This is a genomic window from Nocardia sp. NBC_00565 (assembly GCF_036345915.1).
Classification (GTDB): domain Bacteria; phylum Actinomycetota; class Actinomycetes; order Mycobacteriales; family Mycobacteriaceae; genus Nocardia.
This window is the reverse complement of the sequence record NZ_CP107785.1, coordinates 6,587,617-6,608,855: the sequence shown is the minus strand read 5'-3', so window position 1 is coordinate 6,608,855 and position 21,239 is coordinate 6,587,617. Positions and strand designations below refer to the sequence as shown.

General features: G+C 64.9%; 22 protein-coding genes and 1 pseudogene. 8 read left to right on the top strand and 15 right to left on the bottom strand.

Annotated features, from left to right (window positions below; genetic code table 11):
• From OG874_RS30425 to OG874_RS30415, 3 genes are all read right to left on the bottom strand, one after another.
• Positions 1 to 807 (bottom strand): carboxymuconolactone decarboxylase family protein, encoded by an 807-nt coding sequence (locus OG874_RS30425; protein WP_330250528.1) that lies wholly within the window; start codon positions 805 to 807, stop codon positions 1 to 3.
• Between the two features lie 55 nt (positions 808 to 862).
• Complete coding sequence (locus tag OG874_RS30420; RefSeq protein WP_330250527.1) at positions 863 to 1,531, bottom strand: hypothetical protein; 669 nt, start codon at positions 1,529 to 1,531, stop codon at positions 863 to 865.
• A gap of 124 nt (positions 1,532 to 1,655) precedes the next feature.
• Positions 1,656 to 2,378 carry a class I SAM-dependent DNA methyltransferase gene (locus tag OG874_RS30415; protein ID WP_330250526.1) on the bottom strand — a complete coding sequence of 241 codons (723 nt, stop codon included), beginning with the start codon at positions 2,376 to 2,378 and terminating at the stop codon, positions 1,656 to 1,658.
• Between the two features lie 46 nt (positions 2,379 to 2,424).
• On the opposite strand from OG874_RS30415, the pseudogene OG874_RS30410 reads away from it, so the two are divergent.
• A pseudogene (locus tag OG874_RS30410) lies at positions 2,425 to 2,681 on the top strand (IS1380 family transposase); the annotation flags it as partial.
• Positions 2,682 to 2,873: 192 nt separating this feature from the next.
• Here the strand turns inward: OG874_RS30410 and OG874_RS30405 are convergent.
• Together OG874_RS30405 and OG874_RS30400 are read right to left on the bottom strand one after the other, a co-directional pair.
• The gene (locus tag OG874_RS30405; protein WP_330250525.1) at positions 2,874 to 3,674 is read right to left on the bottom strand and encodes a hypothetical protein; all 801 of its coding nucleotides are present in this window, start codon (positions 3,672 to 3,674) and stop codon (positions 2,874 to 2,876) included.
• 120 nt (positions 3,675 to 3,794) lie between these two features.
• Positions 3,795 to 4,820, bottom strand: coding sequence for a spirocyclase AveC family protein (locus OG874_RS30400; RefSeq protein ID WP_330250524.1), 1,026 nt, complete (start codon positions 4,818 to 4,820; stop codon positions 3,795 to 3,797).
• Positions 4,821 to 4,925: 105 nt separating this feature from the next.
• Between OG874_RS30400 and OG874_RS30395 the strand changes: the two genes are divergently transcribed.
• The 5 genes from OG874_RS30395 (at position 4,926) to OG874_RS30380 (ending at position 7,564) form a co-directional block, all read left to right on the top strand.
• Positions 4,926 to 5,471: a TetR/AcrR family transcriptional regulator gene (locus tag OG874_RS30395; protein WP_330250523.1), complete on the top strand. Its 546-nt coding sequence runs from the start codon at positions 4,926 to 4,928 to the stop codon at positions 5,469 to 5,471.
• A 41-nt stretch (positions 5,472 to 5,512) separates the two neighbouring features.
• Positions 5,513 to 5,695 carry an SDR family NAD(P)-dependent oxidoreductase gene (locus OG874_RS30390; protein WP_330250522.1) on the top strand — a complete coding sequence of 61 codons (183 nt, stop codon included), beginning with the start codon at positions 5,513 to 5,515 and terminating at the stop codon, positions 5,693 to 5,695.
• Between the two features lie 9 nt (positions 5,696 to 5,704).
• On the top strand, positions 5,705 to 6,289 hold the full coding sequence (locus OG874_RS44925; protein WP_442943441.1) for an SDR family oxidoreductase: 585 nt from the start codon (positions 5,705 to 5,707) through the stop codon (positions 6,287 to 6,289).
• Between the two features lie 500 nt (positions 6,290 to 6,789).
• On the top strand, positions 6,790 to 7,068 hold the full coding sequence (locus OG874_RS30385) for a helix-turn-helix domain-containing protein (RefSeq protein ID WP_330250521.1): 279 nt from the start codon (positions 6,790 to 6,792) through the stop codon (positions 7,066 to 7,068).
• Complete coding sequence (locus OG874_RS30380) at positions 6,965 to 7,564, top strand: tetratricopeptide repeat protein (protein ID WP_330257480.1); 600 nt, start codon at positions 6,965 to 6,967, stop codon at positions 7,562 to 7,564. The genes OG874_RS30385 and OG874_RS30380 overlap by 104 nt, the downstream gene beginning before the upstream one ends.
• Positions 7,565 to 7,806: 242 nt before the next feature.
• On the opposite strand, the gene OG874_RS30375 is transcribed toward OG874_RS30380, so the two are convergent.
• Positions 7,807 to 8,679 carry a glycosyltransferase family 2 protein gene (locus OG874_RS30375; protein WP_330250520.1) on the bottom strand — a complete coding sequence of 291 codons (873 nt, stop codon included), beginning with the start codon at positions 8,677 to 8,679 and terminating at the stop codon, positions 7,807 to 7,809.
• A gap of 59 nt (positions 8,680 to 8,738) precedes the next feature.
• Here OG874_RS30375 and OG874_RS30370 point away from each other — a divergent pair, with 59 nt between their 5' ends.
• Complete coding sequence (locus OG874_RS30370; RefSeq protein ID WP_330250519.1) at positions 8,739 to 9,935, top strand: FAD-dependent oxidoreductase; 1,197 nt, start codon at positions 8,739 to 8,741, stop codon at positions 9,933 to 9,935.
• Between the two features lie 429 nt (positions 9,936 to 10,364).
• Positions 10,365 to 10,979 carry a hypothetical protein gene (locus OG874_RS30365; protein ID WP_330250518.1) on the top strand — a complete coding sequence of 205 codons (615 nt, stop codon included), beginning with the start codon at positions 10,365 to 10,367 and terminating at the stop codon, positions 10,977 to 10,979.
• Positions 10,980 to 11,032: 53 nt separating this feature from the next.
• On the opposite strand, the gene OG874_RS30360 is transcribed toward OG874_RS30365, so the two are convergent.
• The 9 genes from OG874_RS30360 to OG874_RS30320 form a co-directional block, all read right to left on the bottom strand.
• On the bottom strand, positions 11,033 to 12,283 hold the full coding sequence (locus tag OG874_RS30360; RefSeq protein WP_330250517.1) for a TetR/AcrR family transcriptional regulator: 1,251 nt from the start codon (positions 12,281 to 12,283) through the stop codon (positions 11,033 to 11,035).
• A 286-nt stretch (positions 12,284 to 12,569) separates the two neighbouring features.
• Positions 12,570 to 13,859, bottom strand: a complete 1,290-nt coding sequence (locus OG874_RS30355) for a TetR/AcrR family transcriptional regulator (RefSeq protein ID WP_330250516.1) — start codon at positions 13,857 to 13,859, stop codon at positions 12,570 to 12,572.
• Between the two features lie 87 nt (positions 13,860 to 13,946).
• Positions 13,947 to 14,387, bottom strand: a complete 441-nt coding sequence (locus OG874_RS30350) for a type II toxin-antitoxin system VapC family toxin (protein ID WP_330250515.1) — start codon at positions 14,385 to 14,387, stop codon at positions 13,947 to 13,949.
• Positions 14,384 to 14,638, bottom strand: a complete 255-nt coding sequence (locus OG874_RS30345) for a type II toxin-antitoxin system Phd/YefM family antitoxin (RefSeq protein WP_330250514.1) — start codon at positions 14,636 to 14,638, stop codon at positions 14,384 to 14,386. Before OG874_RS30345 ends, OG874_RS30350 begins: the two co-directional genes overlap by 4 nt.
• 125 nt (positions 14,639 to 14,763) lie before the next feature.
• Entirely contained in the window at positions 14,764 to 16,701 is a 1,938-nt protein-coding gene (locus tag OG874_RS30340) for an acetoacetate--CoA ligase (protein WP_330250513.1), read from the bottom strand.
• A gap of 31 nt (positions 16,702 to 16,732) precedes the next feature.
• Positions 16,733 to 17,545: an HpcH/HpaI aldolase/citrate lyase family protein gene (locus tag OG874_RS30335; protein ID WP_330250512.1), complete on the bottom strand. Its 813-nt coding sequence runs from the start codon at positions 17,543 to 17,545 to the stop codon at positions 16,733 to 16,735.
• The gene (locus OG874_RS30330; protein ID WP_330257479.1) at positions 17,542 to 18,012 is read right to left on the bottom strand and encodes a MaoC family dehydratase; all 471 of its coding nucleotides are present in this window, start codon (positions 18,010 to 18,012) and stop codon (positions 17,542 to 17,544) included. Before OG874_RS30330 ends, OG874_RS30335 begins: the two co-directional genes overlap by 4 nt.
• Before the next feature lie 14 nt (positions 18,013 to 18,026).
• On the bottom strand, positions 18,027 to 19,187 hold the full coding sequence (locus tag OG874_RS30325) for an acyl-CoA dehydrogenase family protein (protein ID WP_330250511.1): 1,161 nt from the start codon (positions 19,185 to 19,187) through the stop codon (positions 18,027 to 18,029).
• Complete coding sequence (locus tag OG874_RS30320) at positions 19,184 to 21,238, bottom strand: acetyl/propionyl/methylcrotonyl-CoA carboxylase subunit alpha (protein ID WP_330250510.1); 2,055 nt, start codon at positions 21,236 to 21,238, stop codon at positions 19,184 to 19,186. The genes OG874_RS30325 and OG874_RS30320 overlap by 4 nt, the downstream gene beginning before the upstream one ends.
• Position 21,239: the final 1 nt, after the last annotated feature.

Genomic DNA, 21,239 nt, shown 5'->3' with positions numbered 1-21,239 from the left:
TCAGTTGCCCGAACGTTCCGCGAAAACCGTACGTGCCACGGCTATTCCGTTCAGCGCGGCCGGGAATCCGGCGTAACCGGCCATCTGCGTGATGATCTCGACGACCTCGGTCTCGGTACCGCCGACATTCAGTAGACCGTGGATGTGCACACCGAGTTGCGGTGCGACGGTGCCGAGTGCGGTGCACATGGCGACGGTGACCATTTCGCGAGACTTCAGGTCCAGACCCGGCCGCGAGTAGATATCGCCGAAGCTGTACTCGATGATGTATCGCCCCAGATCCGGTGCGATATCGCGCAGCGAAGCGATGACCTGTTCGCCTGCGTGTCCATCGATTTCGGCGATCTTCGCGCTCCCGCGCTCGAACCGATCACCCGTCGGGGCCGGTGCCGCTTCGGCCGGAGCCGGGAGATCGGTACGGGCGTCGAACACTTCGCGCGCCGCCGCGATTCCGTTCAGCGCGGCGGGGATTCCGGCATACACGTTGACATGGATCAGCGTCTCCACGATCTCCTCCCGGGTGCACCCCACATTCAGCGCCCCGTCGATGTGGAACCGCAACTGCGGCGCGGCATTCCCCATCGCCGCGAGCGCCGCCACGGTGGCCAATTGCCGCTCACGCAATGTCAGCCCCGGCCGCGACAGAATGTCGCCATATCCGAACTCGACAGTCAGTCGTCCCAGGTCGGGCGCGATATCCGCGAGACTGTCCAGCACCGCGGGCCGCTCCTTCCCCCCGACCTGCCGAAGCAGTTCCAGTCCGCGCTCGAAACGATCATTGCTGGTAGAGGCCTCCGTGTTGGTCATGGCCCGAACTCTAAAAGGTGGAGTGCACTCCAACGCAAGTGCTGAATCGACCCGGCTAATCCGTCGGCCAGTACCTGCTCGCCATGCGCGCTGCCGCCGGGCAGATCCGGAGGAAGATCGCGTCGTAGAACGAGTACGAGTTGATGTCGTCGCCGGAGACCAGAACGACCGCCATGTCGTCCAGTTGCCACCGTTCCAACCGGTAGCCGGATTTATCCGGTGTTTCGGTGTGTGCGGGGGTACCGAGTTGGCCGCGCAGCAGCGCGCCGAGCCGATCGAACTCGGCATCCCAGTCCGCACGAGTTATCTCGGAGTGGGTGGTCCACCGGCCGTCATTGTCATCGAAATCGTCGAACTCATCGGGATCTTCGGGGTCCGGATCCTGGCCGAAGGCAGGCCATTTCAGCGCACAGAGCAGCTGAATGAACGGCGTGCCGTGGTCGTCCTCCTCCGGCGCGCCGTGGTCGTGACTCTCCGGCGGGCAGCCGAAATCCAGGCGCCACCGAGCGGAATCGGGCGAACCGGAATCGCCATCGACCCCGAAATAAAATGGCGCGCACTGGCTCTCGCACCACGGCAGCAAAGAGACCTCGGTGTCGGTGACCCATCCGTACTCGACCAGGGTGCGCTCCAACGCATCCCGCTGCCACCGGCTCGTGAGTTGCACCATCCGCCGCACCCGATCCGCATCGATGGGCAGGGTGTGCATGGTCATGGTCGACATCGCCGCGATCCTAGCGAACCGTGCGCGGACGTCGTGGTGACCGGTTGCCCGGGGCAGTCCCATGGATCTCGGGCCTGGAAAGGCTGTCGCATATCGAGTGACCTCCGCACACGAGGCGTGCAAACTATGCGCGGCGTTCACTCGATATGTGCGACCCCAAACGATGGTCGTTGCGTGGGGCCGCACCGTTGGCGTCATCGGCGCTCCTGCGGGCCAGGAGATACCCGTAGTGGAAGCCGCGGACCTTGTCCTGCTCCGGGGCCGTGATCTGGCGCGCCATCTCCTGGAATCCGGCCTCCCGCAGCAGATCGGCCACGCGGCCGACCGAAAGGCGGTAGGCGAGTGCCACAGCATGGTCGAACGGCCAGGCGACCTGCGAGGTGTCGTCGCTCGCCTGGAACGTCAGCAGCAGATGAGCGCCGGGGGCGAGCACCCGGTGGAACTCGGCGAACACCGCGGGGAGTTGCTCGGGCGGGGTGTGGATGATCGAAGACCTCGAGAACACGCCGCCGAGGCCGGCGTTCGGCAGGTCGATCGCGGTCATGTCGCCGAGCTCGAAGCGAAGGTCGGGGTAAGCGCGGCGCGCGAGCGCGATCATCTCTGGGGAGAGGTCGATGCCCTGGGACTGCAGCCCGAGCGTGCGCAGATGGTCGGTCACATACCCTGGGCCGCAACCGATGTCCAGGACCCGCAGTGGTCCGGAGGCTCGGACGAGTTCGGCGAAGACCGCGAGCATCGCCCGGTCGAAGGGATGGTCCCGAAGCGAGTCGCTGAAGCGCTCCGCGTATTCGGTGGCCACTGAGTCGTATCCGTCGCGAGTGTCGCGCACGTGCCCGGGTTCGCCCATGGCACGAGACCTTAGCCTCGATCTACCGATGTAATCCGAGGTTGGGGGTGTGTTCGGCGCCAACTCTGCCTGGGTCCTGTGCGCCGCGATCGCCCACAACCTGCTGCGCGCCACCGGCATCCTCGCCGGCGGAAGCCACGCCCGCGCCCGCGCAGCCACCCTGCGCCGCAAGATCGTCAACATCCCCGCCCGCAACGCCGACCGATCCTGCACCTACCCAGCCACTGGCCCTGGACCGACGCATGGCTCATGTTGTGGCACAACACTATCGGCTACACACCACCACAACCCGTCACCACCTGACCGCCCCGGCCCAACAGCCCGAACCAACATCGAAGTGGAAAAGCTGGGCAGACCAGCGACTACACCACACCCGAAACGCGTTGGTCTGCGCGCCTCCGGCGCGCAGACCAACGCGAAACCTGGGTCGGTGGATTGAGGCTAAATCAGCAAACCTCTGATTCTGGTATCGAGCATTCGCGCTGTTGCTTGTCCCTAGGTGTTGGTGGGCGCGTGCAGGGTGTCTCTTGTGTCCACGGTCTGCGACTGTCCTTGAGGGCGGTATTGATTATCGGGTGCCGAAAGTTGGCCTTTTGCCCACAGGAAGACGATGCAGGGAACGGTGAGCCACAGAATGTTCCCGTAGCCGAACTTCACCACGAGGTTCGCGGCTCCCGACACGTCCTTCATACCCGAATAAGATTCCGATAGAACATAGATGATCGTCGAATAGAATTCGATGGCCATCAGGCTCGCGACGACCACGAGTTGGCCGCGGGTGAACCGCCCGGCCTTGCGCCGCAAATATACCAAGACAAGCGCGGTCAAACCCAACAGCGTCGCGCCGGACTCCAGGGCGAGAAGATTGTCGTCGGGGTGGATGTAGCGCACGTCGCCACCGTCGGCGTAAATCCACCACATGTAGCTCCACAGCTTTCCCTCACCCGCTGTGCCCATGATGTAGCTGTGGAAGAGTACCCAGGGCAGCTCCCAGGTCAGGTGCACCAAGGCAAGGACCGCGACCCACGCGCCGGCCGTTTTCTCCATACGCTGCTCGCGGTCGAGACCTACTTGCCCCCTGAGGTTGAACCACGGCAGCACGATGACGGCCACGATCGCCGAGGTGCAGATGACGACGAATATGTTGGAGGCGAGAGCCTTGTTGACACCGAAATGCGCCGCGGCGCTCCAGCACAAGACGTCAGATAACGCGATCAGTATGAGAATGATTACGATGAAGTTTCCGTAGCTGAGGGGTAGTGCCCGCCGGGCCGTCGGATTGGCGATATCAGTCATTCTTTCTCCGTTGTTCAGCGTCGGCGCCGCAATCATCTCGGTTCCGACGTTTGGTGAAACTTTCCGCACTCACCGACGCGTACTGAGCGTCGTGGTGGCTTCGTTGAACCATGCGATCGACTACTTCGGTGGCGGGCACGCAGAACTGGCGCCGAGGCCGCACAGTTCGCTGGAGAAGTAGCTTGGGACATGGGTTGGCGTGGTGTCGGCATGTTGGTTGACCATGTTCCACCCCATGTTGAAAACGAGCATGAGCACGTTCAGGACCGTGCACAGGGCCAACACGCGAACGGGAGTTCGTCCACGCTTGATCGTGAGCTTGCGTAGTCCCGTGTCCGTGATCATATGACCGTTCGAGTCGCGAAAGTAATAGATGGCGGTCGCCGCCGTGCCCACAAACCCGCCGAATACAAGAGGTTCGAACAGCGGCAGTTGCGTGATGCCGCCTGTGAACAGCGACCAGGTGCCGTTCACCCTCGGATATGCCCATAACCCTTGGTGCATCCAGATCGATTCAGCGACAGCGTCGCTGATGACCGAGAAGAGAAATAGCAGCGCCAGAAGTCCCGCCTTGTTGATTCTCGGGAAGGCTTTTCGAACTCTGTCGAGCAGCTGACAGATGCCGAGGATGCCAACCACCATGAGCCCCGAATAGGTAGCGACCCAGAAGAAAATCGGCTGTGGGTTGGCGCCCGCGTGGTTGACCCAGCCGGGTATGAACTGGGCCCATGTTCCGCGGTTGAAGAAGTGGTCGTTGTAGGAGAAAACCGGCCGGATGTAGTTGACACCGGGGTCCTGCCAGGCGGTGAGCATCCAGGCGATGGTGACGATCCCCAAGGTGGGTATCGCCCGATCTCGCACTGTCTTCCACACGATCCAGATGAGGAACCCGACACATGCCGCGATGCTGACGATGTCCCAGCAGCGGATCCAAAACTCCTGGGAGGCCGACAGCGGGTCGGAACCCGTTGGGGCGGGCGTGAACTGGTCGGAGAAGATCCAACGCCCGTATATGTATGCCTGGAGCAGCACGAACAGCACGCCGATGCGCGCCAGCCACACAACTCGCGGCGCGTCCCGACCCTGAATGCCCGACGGCAATTCATCCGACGCAGCGGTCTGACGTTCATCCACATTAGTTGACACGGTTCTTCCCTCTGCGCAGACCATACAGCCCTGTATCTTCTGGGAACATACAGGGTAGTATGGTCGTGAGTCAATCCCGAAGTACTACATGGAGGCCACCGCGAGATGGCGATTCGACGAAGCCGCGAAGACTACTTTGAATTGGCGCTGCTCGTCCTCGACGAATCCGGCTTCCCCGGATTGAGCGCGTCCGCGCTATGCGATCGCATGGCGGTGACTCGTGGCTCCTTCTATCACCACTTCGATAGTTTCGAGGCGTTCGTCGGCGGACTGCTGTCGTACTGGGAGCGCCATTACAGCCGCGACCTCATCACCGCAGCGGCCGCAGTCGATGACATTTCGGCAATGATCAAACGTCAGGTACAACAGGCGGTCTCGCTGCCCCACGGAGCCGAAGTGGCACTGCGGGCGTGGGCAACGATCAACCCCCAAGTTGCCGCGGCGCAACAGCGCGTGGACCGGCTTCGTCGCGACGGGCTCACGCAATCACTCGTCGACCATGGAGTAGCACGAGCCATCGCTGAGATCTGCGCCAACATCACCCTCAACGCGCTGATCGGCGCGCAGATGAGTGGGACCACTGGGGAACAGATGAACGACATGTATGAAGAACTAGCCTCGATCTTTCGACAGGGTAACGTGCTGGCCTGATCGGCTTCGGATAGTCGAGTTGCGTGCCAGAAGATGGGTGGATGATGCACGTAGGGGGTAAGACGGTCCTGTTGACTGGTGCGACCGGCGGTATCGGGCAGGCCATAGCGCGTGAATTCAGCGCGCAGGGGGCGGTTCTGATTCTCACGGGCCGGCGAGTCGACGTCTTGCAGCAGCTCGCGAGCGAGTTGGGCGCCACGTCCATCGCCGCCGACCTCACCTAACCTCAGGAGATCGCGCGGCTGATCGATGAGGTCGGACAGGTTGACGTGTTCGTCGCGAACGCGGGTGTCGCAGCACTGGGGAAGCTCGGAGACTTCGCTGCGGCGGACATCGATGACGCGCTCGCTGTGAATTTGCGTACGCCGATTCTGATGGCCCACCAACTTGTCCGGTTGATGCAGCAACGGGCGGCCGGTCACATCGTCTTCATCGGCTCCATCGGGGGCAGAGTTCCAGCGGCCGACGCCGCCATTTATGACGCAACCAAGTTTGGGCTGCGCGGATTCGCCCTCGGGCTGAGAGTTTGCGTTCATGACCGCTGCACCGGTGTCAGCAGGACTTGCACCGGGACACCGGATACGAAGTCCTCACGGCCGTCGACTACACGGACCCCGATCAACGGGCAGCGCCCAGAGAGTTTGATCCGTGGCCCGCAATCACATTCAGGCATGAGCGGCGCTCCGCCGTACGGGCCGATATGGACTCGAGCAAGCACGTATCGCGTCGACCACCGCAAGGCCAGAGGGCCGGAACGTGCAGCGGGGTGGTTCGATCCAGCGTCGAAACTGTGCGCCTTGGTCGGCGGGCGAGGGTAACGCGACGGTGCCGCCTGTTCGCACTACCGACACGTTGAGCCGGTACATCTCGGCGAACAGGCCCACGTCGTCAGGGATGTCGGGCCGCACGAGGAAAGTCCACCGATTCGAGCGCGGATGCGACACCATCGGACCGATATCCGAACCATGTTGCTGCATATGGATTTTCACGGATTGGCCGAGATGGGCGGGAAGCATCAGCGCCCACACATGTTCGGCCTTCATGACGATCCGGCCAAGGTACGGTGGGTCGATATTCGCGGGCAGATCACACACCCGCCGATAGAAGTGGCAGCGGGACACCGGGGTGTCTCCGAAAGCTCTGTGATCCACTGGGTTCAATTCCTTGGGTCGCGGTCGGCGCTGCGGGCGCAGTGCACGGCGTCGAGGTTTCTTGAGCGAAACGCCGCTGACGTGCTGAGTAGTAGTCTCGTGTCAGAAGGCTTGACACAGAACAAGTTCAGCGTCCACTAGCGTCCACAGATCGGTGCTGCGGATCCATGGATAAGCCCGGCTCTCTGCTTCGGCTGGCCCGCGAATCGCAAGGGGTCAGCCTGTCGGCTGTCGCGGCCAAGACTCACTTCTCCAAGTCGATGCTTGGGATGTTGGAGAATGATCAGCGGGATGTGAAGCCGGAGCACATCGTTGTACTACGGGCACGCCCAGTACACCTACCTGAACGGCGCGAAAGCGGCCAGTCAGGCAGGGGATCGCGTACTTACCGGCCAACTGCTCTCGAGCTTGAGTTATCAGATCGCGAACGTCGGTCAGCCGGGTGACGCAGTCCTTCTTGCGCGGACGGCGCTGAGCGGAGCGCACGGTGCGACACCGGTAGTGGCTGCGTTGCTGACTGAGCGAGTGGCGTGGGCCGCGGCGCGTGCCCGTGACCGTGACGGGGCGATGCGCGCCCTCGACACCGTGGACGACACCTACGAGCGTCGGATAGCCGGCGTCGAGGAACCCGAATGGGTGTACTGGGTGGATCGGTCCGAAATCGACGTGATGGCGGGGCGATGCTTCGTTGAACTCGGCGATCCGTCACGCGCGCGGCCACTACTGCAACAGGCGATCGACAGCTATCCGAAGGATCGGGCGCGGGAAGTCGCGCTCTATCAGACTTGGTTGGCGGAGTCGTATGCGCGGAACCGGGATTTCGATGCGGCGCAGGAGACGATCCGGGCGGCTCGGAAGGCTGCGTATGGTGTTCATTCGGCGCGGTTGGAGCGGCGGGTTGTCGAGATTGAGCTGATGCTCAGCGGACGTGGCCGCTGGTAAACAAACCTGTCGGTCTGCTCAGCTAGTCTGCGCACGTGGCAATCGAAGAAGGCTCTCTAGTCCGCCTTGTCGCAGGTGGCGGTTCAACCATAGCCAGATCCAAGCCATGGCCGAATTCGCGGCAGACACCGGTGCTGACTGGCGCGACCTGCGCAAGGACGAGTTCCCGGACGGGCAACCGGATCGCACAAGCTGCTCGAGGATCTATCGGCCGGTATCGGCCTCGACGAGCAGCCATTCACCTAGTGGCGCAGACGTTGAGTGATCGCGGTCCGCAGCACTGATGCCGCGCCGCGCACAATCAGGCCCGCCGCGACCAGCGGTGCGAATAGCAGCCACGGCGAGCCCTGGTGGTAGTCGCAGTAGAACCGCAAGGCGCTGCGGTGGTGGCTGCGGATCTTGCGGAACGGGGCTGACCGCATGCTGCCGCCTTCGCGGTGGCGAATCTCGACACTGGGGTCCAGCACGACCCGCCACCCGCCGCGGTGCATGTCGAGCGCCATCTTGGTTTCCTCGAAGTAGAGGAAGTAGCGGGTGTCGAACCCGCCTACCGCGTCGAACGCACTGCGCCGGAACAGCATGCAGCAGCCCGAGATCCAGTCAACATCGCTGATCGTGGTCACGGGATTGCCGAAGTACGCGCGGGTCGCGGGATTGCTAGGCCACACTCCGCCGAGTAGGGCATGCGCTATACCTACCGCGAGCGACGGGAATCGACGTCCGCTCGGATAGGGCGATCCATCCAGCCGGGCTATGCGCGGGCCGATCATGCCGATCGTCTCGTCTGTGAGAGCGGTTTCGACGAGCGTGGCGATCGAACCCGGTGCCAGGTGCGTATCGGGGTTCGCGACCAGGATCCATTCGGCATCTGTTGCGGCTGCGCCTTGGTTGATCGCGGCGGCCAGGCCGACATTCTGACGATTGCGGATAACCGTCCCGCCGAACTGCTCGACAAAACTGGCGCTGCCATCAGTCGATGTGTTGTCGACACCGATCACGTTGAGGGCCAGCGGCTCGACAGCCGCAGGTAGCGATTCCAAGAAGGGTGGCAGGTCCTCTGCGCTCTGGTAGGTGACCAGGACAAGACCGACGGTTTTCTCGTCGCGGGCAGGCATGCACGCGAACCTAGCAGGTGCCGAACCCTGGTGTCGCGGTCCTCGCGCCTGCTGACGACGTGGACGAGAAGTCGCTGAGAGAGTTCATCCGCCGCGTACATCAGATCCTGGACAACTCGTCGCCGGAGTACAACCGCTTCCTCGGCGACGGCTTCATCCGCGAGCTTGTCGCCACCAAATCCCGTAACTGCAGCGCACATTCGATCGGCCTGGTCGGCGAGGAGTACGTCTGGTCGGTGTTGAATCTCAATAACGACACCGACGGCAAGGGCAACGACCGCGTGCTCAACGGCCCGACCACCGAAGCGTGGATCAACCCGTGGATCGACTACCTGCGCTCGATCGGCGTGACCTTCCAACTGGGCCAGCGGCTTTCAGGGTTGAGCAGCGATGGTGCGCATATCACCTCGGCGACCGTGACCGACCAGGGCGGCGTACGTCACCGAGTCGAGGCCGACTACTACCTCGCGGCGATCCCGCTCGACAAATTCCCGGACGTGCTCTCCGACGAGCTCGCCGCCGCCGACCCCACCGTGGACCGAATCCGAAACCTACAGGCCGCCTGGATGGTCGGCATCCAGTTCTTCCTACGCGAGCGCGTCGACCTCGCCAACGGCCACGTCGGCTACAACGACGCACCCTGGGGCCTGACCTCGATCAGCGAGGCCCAGTTCTGGCGCCGACCATTGACGACCTATGGCGACGGCAGTGTCCGGGATGTGCTGTCCGCCACCATCTCCGAGTGGGACGAGCCCGGCACCTTCAACCGCAAGACCGCCAAACAATGCGCACCCGAGGAGATCGCGAGCGAAACCTGGGCGCAGATCAAGGCCCACGTCAACGACGACGGTGACATCCAGCTCACCGACAACATGCTGCACTCCTGGATGATCGACTCTGGCCTCACCGGCGCGGGTACCCCCGACATCGGTTACGACGACGCTATTTTCGTCCAGAATCCCGGATCCTGGTCCGACCGCCCGGACGCCTACACCGCCATCGACAACCTGTTCCTAGCAGGCGACTGGATCAAAACCGGCATGAACGTCGCCTGTATGGAGGGCGCCAACGAAGGTGGCCGCCTCGCCGCCAACGCCATCCTGCACGCCTCCGGCGCACCGGCCGCGCCCGCCACCATCACCCCCCGCTACACGATGCCCCTCTGGGAACCGCTCGAGCTCATCGACCGCGAACTGTACAAAGCCGGTCAGCCCAACATGTTCGACGTGATCGATCGCCGCTATCCGATGCGCTAGGTCGCTCACCCTCGGCGAGCCTGACTCGCACGGCGTGCCGGCCTGCGCTGATTCACCGGCGGACTCAACTGGTACCGCAACCTCGACCGCAACTGGGAACTGTCGAAAGGCTGGCGGCACAACCAAGTCCAGGTACCGGCCCTGCTCCTGATCGACGGCCACGACGGCGCACTCGCACTGCCACAGTCCCAGCAGCTGATGTCCGGCGACAGCGGGTTCCCCGATCTGCGGGAAACCGTCGTGCTCCCCGGCTGCGGCCACGCCATTCAGCAGGAACGATCGGACCAGGTCAACGAGGTGCTGATCCGATTCTTCGGTCACAGTAGTCGAGTCCACGGCGATCCCAGTGCGGTCCACCCCGGCCGGATCCAGCGGATAACGCGCCGAACTGCGGCATCATGGATCTACCCAGGGGCGGAGGAGGTCTGGATGTTTCGACGATCGGAGCGGCAAGAGGCGGACGAGCTCAGGTCCAGGTTCATCGCGAACCGGGAGCAGGTCAGGTCGTGGCTGACCGACTGGGACTGTCCCGAAGTCGAATGGCCGGATTTCGCGGACGTTCCACACTCATGCTCGGCTCTGGGCGACGAGCAGAAGTGGCTGCAGCTGCGTGCGCCGTTCATCACTGACTACTGGTGGCTGTTCGAAGGCAGGTCGGTCACCCCGGATGTCACGCACGTGCACGGTTGGTGGCAGTTCGGGCAGCGGCACGAATTCGAGAAGCTGGACATCGAGATCCGGTGCACCGTTCTCGATCCCGGGTACTTCGCCGAGAAGCTCGCCCTGGCAGCGCACGCCGCGAATCTCGAGGGCTGGCGCGAGGACGATCTGCGCCCCCTGTACGACTGGCTGTTGGAAGGAGCCGACACCCGTCCGATCGGTCATGGGGTGCGCGGCCAGCAGCGCGCCGGTTTCATCCTGTTCGAATTCCGCAGGTGGCCCCTGTCCGTATCCGGACCCGGGTTCGCCGCTCAGCTGAACATCAAAATGACCGAAACAGGACTCGACGGCGCGCCGCTGGACGGCGACGGCAGATCGACATAGACATCGGCGATCAGCCAGGCGACGGCACGGGATGTGTTGCTGCACCGCAGAACTCAGTGCGCGGGGCGACCGAAGAGGATGACCTGCATCAGGTGGATGACCCGCTGCCGCGAGCACAGCGGGTTATCCGGCCCGAGCCACTGACCGAGGTCGACGACCAGGGCCAGCGCGGCATGGACGAGCACCCGCGCCGCCGCCGGTGAGAGTTCCGGCCGGACCCCGATGAGCAGCTTGGCCCACTCTTCGACATTGAGCCGCTGGATATTTCGCAATACGGTGCGATCCTCGGGCGGCACATTGCTGATCTCCGCGTAGTAGACGAAGGTCAGCGCGCGCTCGGCGAACGAGCCCCGCACATACAGCTCGATGAGGGTCCGCAGCGCCTGCTCCGGACTATCCGATGCCGCGATGGCGGGTCCGATCGCCGCCGAAACCCGGTCCGCCGCACGGCGAAACGCCGCGGCGAGCAGATCGCCCTTGCTGCGGTAGAAGCGGTACACCGCCGACGAGGCGGGCAGGCCGGCCGCATTGGCGATGTCCTCCACGCTCACATTGGGATATCCGCGCTCGTGGAACAGTTCGATCGCTCGCACCAACAGCAGTTCGTGTTTGAAGGTGAGCGGAACCTCTTTCGCCCCAAGGGATTCGGTGTCGTCACCGGGTGCGGGCAGTGTGCACGCGAGCACCGCCTCGCAGGCGGCGCGCACCAGGGCCGCCAATGCGCGCACCGGAATCGACACATGATGATCGCAGATGCTGCCGATCACGCTCATCGCCGCGGCCGAGAGCACCGCGCGATCGTCGTCGGGCAGGTCCGGTCGGATCTCGGCCAGCAGGGCGCGGGCTGCCGCATCGGTGGTGATCAGATGATCGATGAGGATCTGGCGATCGGCGTTGTCGAGGTAGCGGTTCTGCCAGCGCAGCAGCGCTGCGCTGCGCCGATTCGCGATGGCGGCCGTGATGAGGGCGTTGAGGATGTGGTCGAGGCGTTCGGTGGCGGGGCGGTCGTGCAGTTCGTCCGGCAGGCGCACGGCCTCGGTGCTCAGCGCGGCCAGACGCAGCGCCTCCTCGCGGAACAGCGCGTATTTGCTGGGATAGTGCCGATAGAGCGCGGTGGAGCTGATATCGAGGCGGGAGGCGATGTCCTCCATGCTGACGCCGTGATAGCCGAAGGAACCGAAGGCCTCGGCGGAGGCGGCGGCGATCTGCGCGCGCCGGTCGCGCGGTCGGCGCCGCACCGCACGCGACGGTGCGGGGCGGCCTGCGTTCGCGTCCCCCGTTGCGCGACGATCCTCGGCATCCATCCCGCGATGTTAGCCCAATCGGACGCTTGCTAGATGGGTCTTCCCAGCCATGGAATCTGCTTGAATTGAAGCTCACAAAGATGTCTGGAACTGCGGTTTCAAGTGGTTTCTTTACGCTCATGTAGCGCGGAATGATCGATAACATAATTTGTGGTTCGGCGCGATCCAGTCCACCCTGCTCGATGCGGATGCGGATGCGGATGCGGATGCGGATGCGGATGCGGATGCGGATGCGGATGCGGATGCGGATGCGGATGCGGATGCGGATGCGGGCGGCACCTTGGGACTACGCGCGGGCCGGGCGGCCGAACAGCACGAGCTGCATGAGCAACCGAACCCGCGGCGGGGCGGCGATCGGTTCGGCGCTGAAGGTCCGGCCCAGATCGACGACCAATGCGAATGCCGCGTGGATGAGGAACCGGGCCTCGGCGGGTGAGAGCTCCGGACGCACCTCGCGCAGCAGCCGGGCCCACTCTTCGACGCTGAGACGCTGGATATTTCGCAGTACGGTGCGCTCGTCGGTCGGAACGTGCTGGAACTCGGTGTAATACACGAAGGTCAGCGCGCGTTCGGTGAACGATCCCTCGACGTATTGGTCGATCAGCGTGGTGAGCGCCCCTTCGGCGTCGGGGGCCGCCGCGACCGCCGGCCCGATCGCGCCGGAGACCCGGTCGGCGGCCCGCCGGAAGGCGGCCGCGAGCAGATCGCTCTTGCCCCGATAGAACCGGTAGACCGCCGAGGCGGCGGAAAGCCCTGCGGCAGTGGCGATCTCCTCGACACTGACATTCGGGTAGCCGCGATCGTGGAAGAGTTCGACGGCCTTGCGTAGCAACAGCTCGTGCTTGAACGAATCCGGGATCTCCGCGGCCACCGGCAGTGCGGCATGTACGTCCAGCGCGGGCAGCTCGGCCGGCACCAGCGCCCAGCACGCCGAACTCAGCAGTCGGGCAAGGGATTTCGCGGGCAGCGCGGCATGGTGATCAGCGATACTGGTGATCGCGCTCAGCAGTGCGGCGCGCAGTATCCGCAGCTCGTCCTCCGCGAGTGTCGGTCGCAGTGCGGCCAGTTGCGTGCCGATGGCGCCGACGACGGCGAGCTGCTGATCGGTGAGGACCGTCAGATCCTCCGGCACCAGATAGCGGCCCTCCCAGCGCACCAGGGTGACCGTCGACCGGTTCTCGATCGTGACGCCGATGAGCGCGTCGAGCACGTGGCGCAGCTTGCGTTCCGGAGACCAGTGTTGACCCACCCCGCCGACTCCGTCGGCTGCCATCCCCGAGTCCGCCGCCGTCTCCGGTAGCTCGACCGATTCCGTCATCGCCTGGCCCACCCGCAGCAATTCCGCCCGGAACAGCGCGTATTTGCTCGGATAATGCCGATACAGCGCCGCCGAGCTGATCCCGAGCCCCGACGCGATGTCCTCCATGCTCACACCGTGATAGCCCAGCGCACCGAATGCGGCCGCCGAGGCCGCCGCGATCTGGGCCCGCCGATTCTTCGGCCGCCGCCGCACCTCCCGCGGTGCCGAGTCGCCGCTGACCGCTTTGCGCGCCGTACGGCGATTGTCGACACTCATGCCCGCAATGGTAACGACAACGCCACCCCCCGATGCCCCAAGCCCCACCAGATTTGCCCAGGTCGAGGCATCCACCCCCATTTCAGATCAGGCAGCGTCCTCAGGTGCGTTTGTGTCGAAGGTCGCCAGCCTCAATGACTTCCACGCGTCGAGTAGACGTTTGTCGCCGGATGCGACGACGAGATCCGGGTCCTCCAACTGTTCGGCGGCGGCGCAGTGGACGGCGTCGTATCCGCGTAACGCGAGGAGGCCGGTGAGTTCGGCCGCGCGCCGGATCAATTCCTCATCCACTTCGATGACCTCGAGCTGTGGCCAGAGTTGGTCCAGCAGACCTCGGCACGACGCATACGCCGCGTCATCGAGACGTGCCATTCGATGCGCCTGTGCGAGCGCCGCCGCAGTCTCCACGTACAGCATCCTGCTCGACACGACGGCGTCAGCGTCGTCCCAGAACCGGCGGCAGGCGTCACTGCTCGGCTCACTGACCAGCAGGGGTACGAAGGCCGACCTATCGAGGTATCCGATCACCGACGCTGCTCTTCGATGAGTTCGCTGACAATGCCCTTCCCATGGATCGGCTCGGGCGTGGGCTGCTTCTTCTTGCGCGCGGGCTGCACGCGCCCTTCAGCACGCAATTGCTCCAGCCGGGTCGGGCGATCGACGGGAACGATGCGGGCGATCGGCCGTCCGTGATCGGTGATGGTCACCGTATGTCCGGAGCGGACCTCGGCCAGATGGCGGCTGAGGCTGTCACGTAGTTCTCGAATACCGACGTCCATGCTGCGCTCCTTTGTGGCCACTTTTATAAATATTATTGTAGCCACAAATGGTCGATCGGTGACCGAGCCCGGCCAGATCGCGGCGCGCTGTCCGACCGAGGCCCGACGACGGGAAGTTCGCGTACCTAACTTTGTGGGCGGACGGCGGCGTACCAGTCGAGCAGGTCCGGATTGTCCACCGCACTGCGTTCGACGACGCGGGCCGCGTCCGCGCCCTGGAAGAGCTTTTTGATCGGGACCTCGAGTTTCTTGCCGGTGCGGGTGTGGGGGATGCCGGGGGCGACGATGATTTCGTCGGGGACGTGGCGGGGGGAGACCTCGGTGCGGATGGTGGTGTTGATGCGGGTCTTCAGGTCTTCGGTGAGTTCGGTGCCGGGGGTGAGGGTGACGAATAGCGGCATCCAGTAGCCGCCGTCTGGTTGTTCGGCGCCGATGACCAGGGCCTCGGTGATCTCGGGGAGGCGTTCGACGGATTGGTAGATGTCGGCGCTGCCCATGCGGATGCCGTGGCGGTTGAGGGTGGAGTCGGAGCGGCCGTGCACCACGACGCTACCGCGATCGGTGATGGTGATCCAGTCGCCGTGCCGCCAGATGCCGGGGAACATATCGAAATAGGCGTCGTGGTAACGGATTCCGTCGGGATCGCGCCAGAAGCGCACCGGCATGGACGGCATGGGCTTGGTGATGACGAGTTCGCCGACCTCGTCGCGGACCGGCTTGCCGTCGGCGTCGAAGGCCTCCAGCGCGACGCCGAGGTAGGGGGCCGACAGCTCACCCGGCCAGGTCGGCACCGTGCGCGCACCGCCGATGAAGGCGGAGACCACATCGGTGCCGCCGCTGATCGAGGCGACCTGCACATGGTTACCGACGTTCTCGCCCAACCACACTGCCGACGCGGGCGGCAGCGACGAGCCGGTGATGCCGACCTGTCGTAGCGCGGCGAGGTCGTGGTCGGTACGCGGCACCGCACCCGCCTTGATGCAGGCGAGCACGTAGCCGGGGCTGGTGCCGAGTACGGTTGCGCCGACCTGGGATGCGATGTGCCACAGTGCATCCGGCGTCGGATAGGTGGGGCTGCCGTCGTAGGTGACGATGGTCGCGCCGACCAGCAGCCCAGCAACCTGGAAATTCCACATCATCCAGCTCGGGCTGGTGTACCAGAAGAAGGTGTCGTCGCCCCCGATATCGGCTTGCAGCGCAACGGCTTTGAGGTGCTCGAGCACGACGCCGCCGTGGCCGTGCACGATGCCCTTGGGTAGACCGGTAGTGCCGGAGGAGAAGACGATCCACAGCGGATGATCGAAGTCGACCGTCTCGGTGTCGATCACCACGGCCTCGGTATTGGCGGCCGCCTCGGTCCAGGACAGTGCGTCCGGCACCGACAGACCCAGTTGGGAGACGACGACGGTCGCTTTCACGGTGTCGAGTCCGGCCTGCAGCGCCGCGATATCGGCGCGCTTATCGTGTGCCTTGCCGCCGAAACGGTAACCGTCGGCGGTGATCAGCACGGTGGGCTCGAGCTGGCCGAGCCGGTCCAGCGCCGCCTTGGGCGAATAGTCCTGCCCGCAGGCGCTCCACACCGCACCGATGCTGGCGGTGGCCAGAAAGGCGATCACCGCTTCGGGAATGTTCGGCAGATATCCGGCCACCCGGTCACCGGCCTGTACCCCCAACGAGCGCAGGGTGCGCGCGAATGCCGCGGTGCTGTCGATCAATTCGGTCCAGGACACCTCGCGCGGCGCGGCGTCCTCGCGCACCGCCACAATGGCGGGCCGGTCGGTGCGGAACTGCCGCACGACCTGATCCACATAGTTCAGCCGGGTGCCGGGAAACCACTGCGCGCCCGGCATTTCGGTGCTCGCCAGCACCTCACCCGCGATCGGGCCGAGCTGGAAGTAGTCCCACAGTGCGCCCCAGAAGCCGGGGAGATCGTCGACTGACCACTGCCACAGCGACCGGTAATCCGGCGCGGAAACGCCGGTGCGCGCCGCGACGAATCGGGCGAAATCGGTCAGGCGTGCTTCGGCGATATCTGATTCGGTCGGCACCCATTGTGGTTGCACCGCATTACCTCCTGGCTGAACGTCTCGGAAATCAGGTGTGGTTGGCGCGCCGCACGATCCGCTCGGCGTGGCGCAGCACGGGTGCATCGACCATGCGGCCCTCGAAGGCGAAGACACCCCGATGCTTCGGTACCTCGTCGAGCACCCTTCGGGCCCAGTCGATTTCGTCTGCGGACGGTGCGTAGGCCGCCCGGATGACCGGCACCTGGCTGGGATGGATCGCGACTTTCGCATCGAAGCCGACGGCGACCGCGTCCGCCGACTCCGCCCGCAGCCCGTCGAGATCGCGGAAGTTCAGGTACACCGAGTCGAGCGCGAACTTCCCGTACGCCTTGGCCGCGAGCAGTGTGGTGGACCGAACATGCCGGGCCACATCGCGGTAGCTACCGTCGGCATGCCTGCTGGCGTTGCCGCCGAGCCCGGCGACCAGATCCTCCGCGCCCCACATGACCCCGATCACATTGTGCGCCTGCACCGCATGCTCGATCGTCATCGCGCCGAGCGGGGATTCGATCAGCGCGATCACCTCGCAGTCGGTGAGCGAGGAGAGCTGGAGGGCGGATTCGGTCTTCGGCAACATGATCCGCCGGTATTCGGTACTGCTCAGCGCCGCGAGATCCAGCCCGTGGTCATCGGTGCCGACAGCATTGATCCGCACGAAGGTGGTCTCGGGATCCAGCGGCGTATCGATGAGCGCCTTGCGCGCGGCCGCCTTATCCGCGGCGGCGACCCCGTCCTCGAGATCGATGATCACCACATCGGCTGTCGCGGCGGCCTTTTCGTAGCGTTCGGGACGGTCGGCGGGGCAGAACAGCCAGGCCGTTCCGGGCATTTCCCAACTCATGCGGGCTCCTTGCGTACCAATGTCTTGCGTACCGCGGTGGCCACGATATCGCCGTGTTGATTGCGCGCGGTGTGCGCGAAGGTGACGATGCCTTCGCCGGGACGGCTCTGGGATTCGCGCTTATCGGTGACCACGGTCTCGGCATACATGGTGTCACCGTGGAACAGCGGCTTCGGGAAGGCGATCTCCGAGAAGCCGAGATTGGCGACGATCGTGCCCTGGGTCAGCTGCGCGACCGAGAGACCGATCAGGGTGGACAGTGTGAACATCGAATTCACCAGGCGCTGGTGGAACGGCGGCAGCTGCTCGCTGGCCGCCGCGTCCAGGTGCAGCGCCTGGGTGTTCATGGTCAGCGTGGTGAACAGGACATTATCGGCCTCGGTGATGGTCCGGCCCGGCCGGTGCTCGTACACCACATCGGTCTCGAACTCGTCGAACCACAGGCCGCGCTGCACCACCCGGCGCATGCCGTTGGTCTCGCTCACAGGCCCAGCTCCCGCCCGATCAGCATCAACTGCACCTCCGTTGTACCCTCGCCGATTTCGAGGATCTTGCTATCGCGATAATGCCTGGCCACAGCGTATTCGTTCATGAAGCCGTAGCCGCCGAAGATCTGGGTGGCGTCGCGGGCATTGTCCATGGCGGCCTCGCTGGCCACCAGCTTCGCGATCGAGGCTTCCTTCTTGAACGGCTTGCCCGCCAACATCAGCGCCGCCGCGTCGTAGTAGGCGGTGCGGGCGGCGTGGGCCCGCGCTTCCATCCGGGCGATCTTGAAGGCGATGGCCTGGTTGCGACCGATCGTGTGACCGAAGGCCTCGCGCTCCTTGGCGTAGCGCACGCTCTCGTCGACGCAGCCCTGGGCCGCGCCGACCGAGAGGGCGGCGATGGCGATGCGGCCTTCGTCGAGGATGCGCAGGAAGTTGGCATAGCCGCGCCCGCGTTCGCCGAGCAGGTTCTCCTCTGGTACCCGGACGTCGGTGAAGCTCAGCGGATGGGTGTCGGAGGCGTTCCAGCCGACCTTGTTGTAGGCGGGTTCGGCCACGAAGCCGGGGGTGTCGGTGGGCACCAGGATGGTGGAGATCTCCTTCTTGCCGCCCGACTGGCCGGTCACCGCGGTCACCGTCACCAGTTTGGTGATATCGGTGCCGGAGTTGGTGATGAACTGCTTGCTGCCGTTGATGATCCATTCGCCGCTGTCGGCGACCGCGGTGGTCCTGGTGCCGCCCGCATCGCTGCCCGCGCCGGGTTCGGTGAGGCCGAAGGCGGCGAGGTTGCGGCCACTGGTCAACTGCGGCAGCCATTCCTGCTTCTGCTTATCGTTGCCGAAGCGGTAGATGGGCATCGCCCCGAGCGAGACACCGGCCTCCAGGGTGATCGCCACGCTCTGATCGACCTTGCCGAGTTCTTCCAGGGCCAGGCACAGCGCGAAGTAGTCGCCGCCCATGCCGCCGTATTCCTCCGGGAACGGCAGACCGAACAGGCCCATCTCGGCCATGCCTGCGACGACCTTATAGGGGAAGGTGTGGTTCGCATCGTGTTCGGCGGCTACCGGGGCGACCACCGATTTGGCGAAATCGCGCACCGTCAGGGCGAGGTCACGGTAGTCCTCGGGCAATGTGCCGGTGGACAGAAAGTCTGTCATGCGGAAAGTCCTTCTCGCTCGGCGGTTTTCGGTTCTGGTTCGGTGGGGGCCGCGACGATGCGCACCAGCGGCTGGTCGAGGCGGACCTGGGTGCCCGGCTCGACGAGGACCTCGACGGTGCCCGCGACCGGTGCGGTGAGCGTGTGCTCCATCTTCATGGCCTCGACCACGACGACCGGTGCGCCGACGGCCACGATGGACCCGTCGGCGACGGGCACCGCGATCACCGAACCCGGCATCGGACTGCGGATCTCGGCGTCACCGATATGTTCCGCGCCGCCCCGGACATTGGCCTCGGCCATTTCGCGCAGCACCGAGACCCCGGATGACCCGGCCACCCAGAGCTGCCCGTCGTGTTCAGCGACGCGGTACTCCCGGCGCAGGCCGTCCAGCGTCAGGACGAGCACGCCGGACAGGGCGCCGGATTCGGTGCAATCAGCGGTGAGCGAGGCTGATTCGCTGCTGTTGAGATGTACTGCGGCGTGTTCGGGAGAGCCGGTCAGATACACGTGTTCGGTGCGGTCACCGCCGGCCAGCCGGATGATGGTGGGCGCGGGTGCACCGATGCGCCACCCGGACGGGACATCCCACGGGTCGCTCGGGGCCGCGGGCCAGCGCCGCAGCCAATGGTAGGCAGCGGCGGCGATGAATTCCTCATCGCCGACCGCGGTGGGCTGGAAGTCGCCGACGCGGCGATCCAGCAATCCGGTATCGAGCTTTCCGGCGGCCACATCCGGGTCGGCTAAAAGGAAGCGCAGGAATTCGATATTGCTGGTGACGCCGAGCAGCACGGTATCGGCGAGTGCCCGATCGAGTTTCGCCAGTGCGGCGTCGCGATCGGCGGCGTGTGTGATGACCTTCGAGAGCATCGGATCGTAGTCGCTGCCGACCACCGTGCCGATGCGCAATCCCGAATCCACCCGCACGCCAATACCTTCGGGCTCCGATAGGTCGAGTACGGTGCCACCGGTCGGCAGGAAGCCGCGACCCGGATCCTCGGCGTACACCCGCGCCTCGATCGCATGCCCGACCAGCCGGAGTTCGTCCTGGTCCACCGCGAGTTGCTGCCCGGCCGCGATGCGCACCTGGCACTCCACCAAGTCGATCCCGGTGACCAGTTCGGTGACCGGATGCTCCACCTGCAGCCGGGTGTTCATCTCCATGAAGAAGAACTCGTCCGGCTGATCGGCGGAGACGATGAATTCGACCGTGCCCGCGCCGACATAGTTGACGCTGCGCGCGGTATTGCAGGCGGCGGCGCCGATGCGCGCCCTGGTCGCGGCGTCCAGCAGCGGCGACGGCGCCTCCTCGATGACCTTCTGATGCCGCCGCTGCAGACTGCATTCGCGTTCGCCCAGATGGATCACGTGGCCGAACTGATCGGCGAGGATCTGCACCTCGATATGCCGGGGCCGGGTGACGAACCGCTCCAGGAACAGCGTGTCGTCACCGAACGCCGCCCCGGCCTCGCGTCGGGCACTCGCCAGTGCGGCGGGCAATTGCGCGGGTTCCTCGACCAGCCGCATGCCCTTGCCGCCGCCACCGGCCGATGGCTTCACCAGTACCGGATAGCCGATTTCGGTTGCCGCGGTGATCAATTCGTCGTCGGTGAGCCCCGGCCGTGCAATGCCGGGGACGACGGGTACGTCGAAGGCGGACACCGTGTTCTTCGCCGCGATCTTGTCACCCATGATCTCGATCGCCTTCGCGGGCGGCCCGAGGAAGACGATGCCCGCATCGGCCAGCGCGGCGGCGAAAGCGGCGTTCTCGGAAAGGAATCCGTAGCCGGGATGCACGGCTCCGGCCCCGGTGCGCACCGCCGCGTCGACTACCTTCGCGATATCGAGGTAGCTCTCCCGGGCCGGCGCCGGGCCGAGGCGTACCGCGGTATCGGCTTCGCGGACGTGCCTGGCCTGCGCGTCCGCGTCGCTGTAGACCGCGACGGAGCGAATACCCATGGCGCGCAACGTGCGGATGACGCGCACCGCGATCTCGCCGCGGTTGGCGACCAGCACGGTGTCGAACTCGACGGGGTGGGATTTGTTCATCATC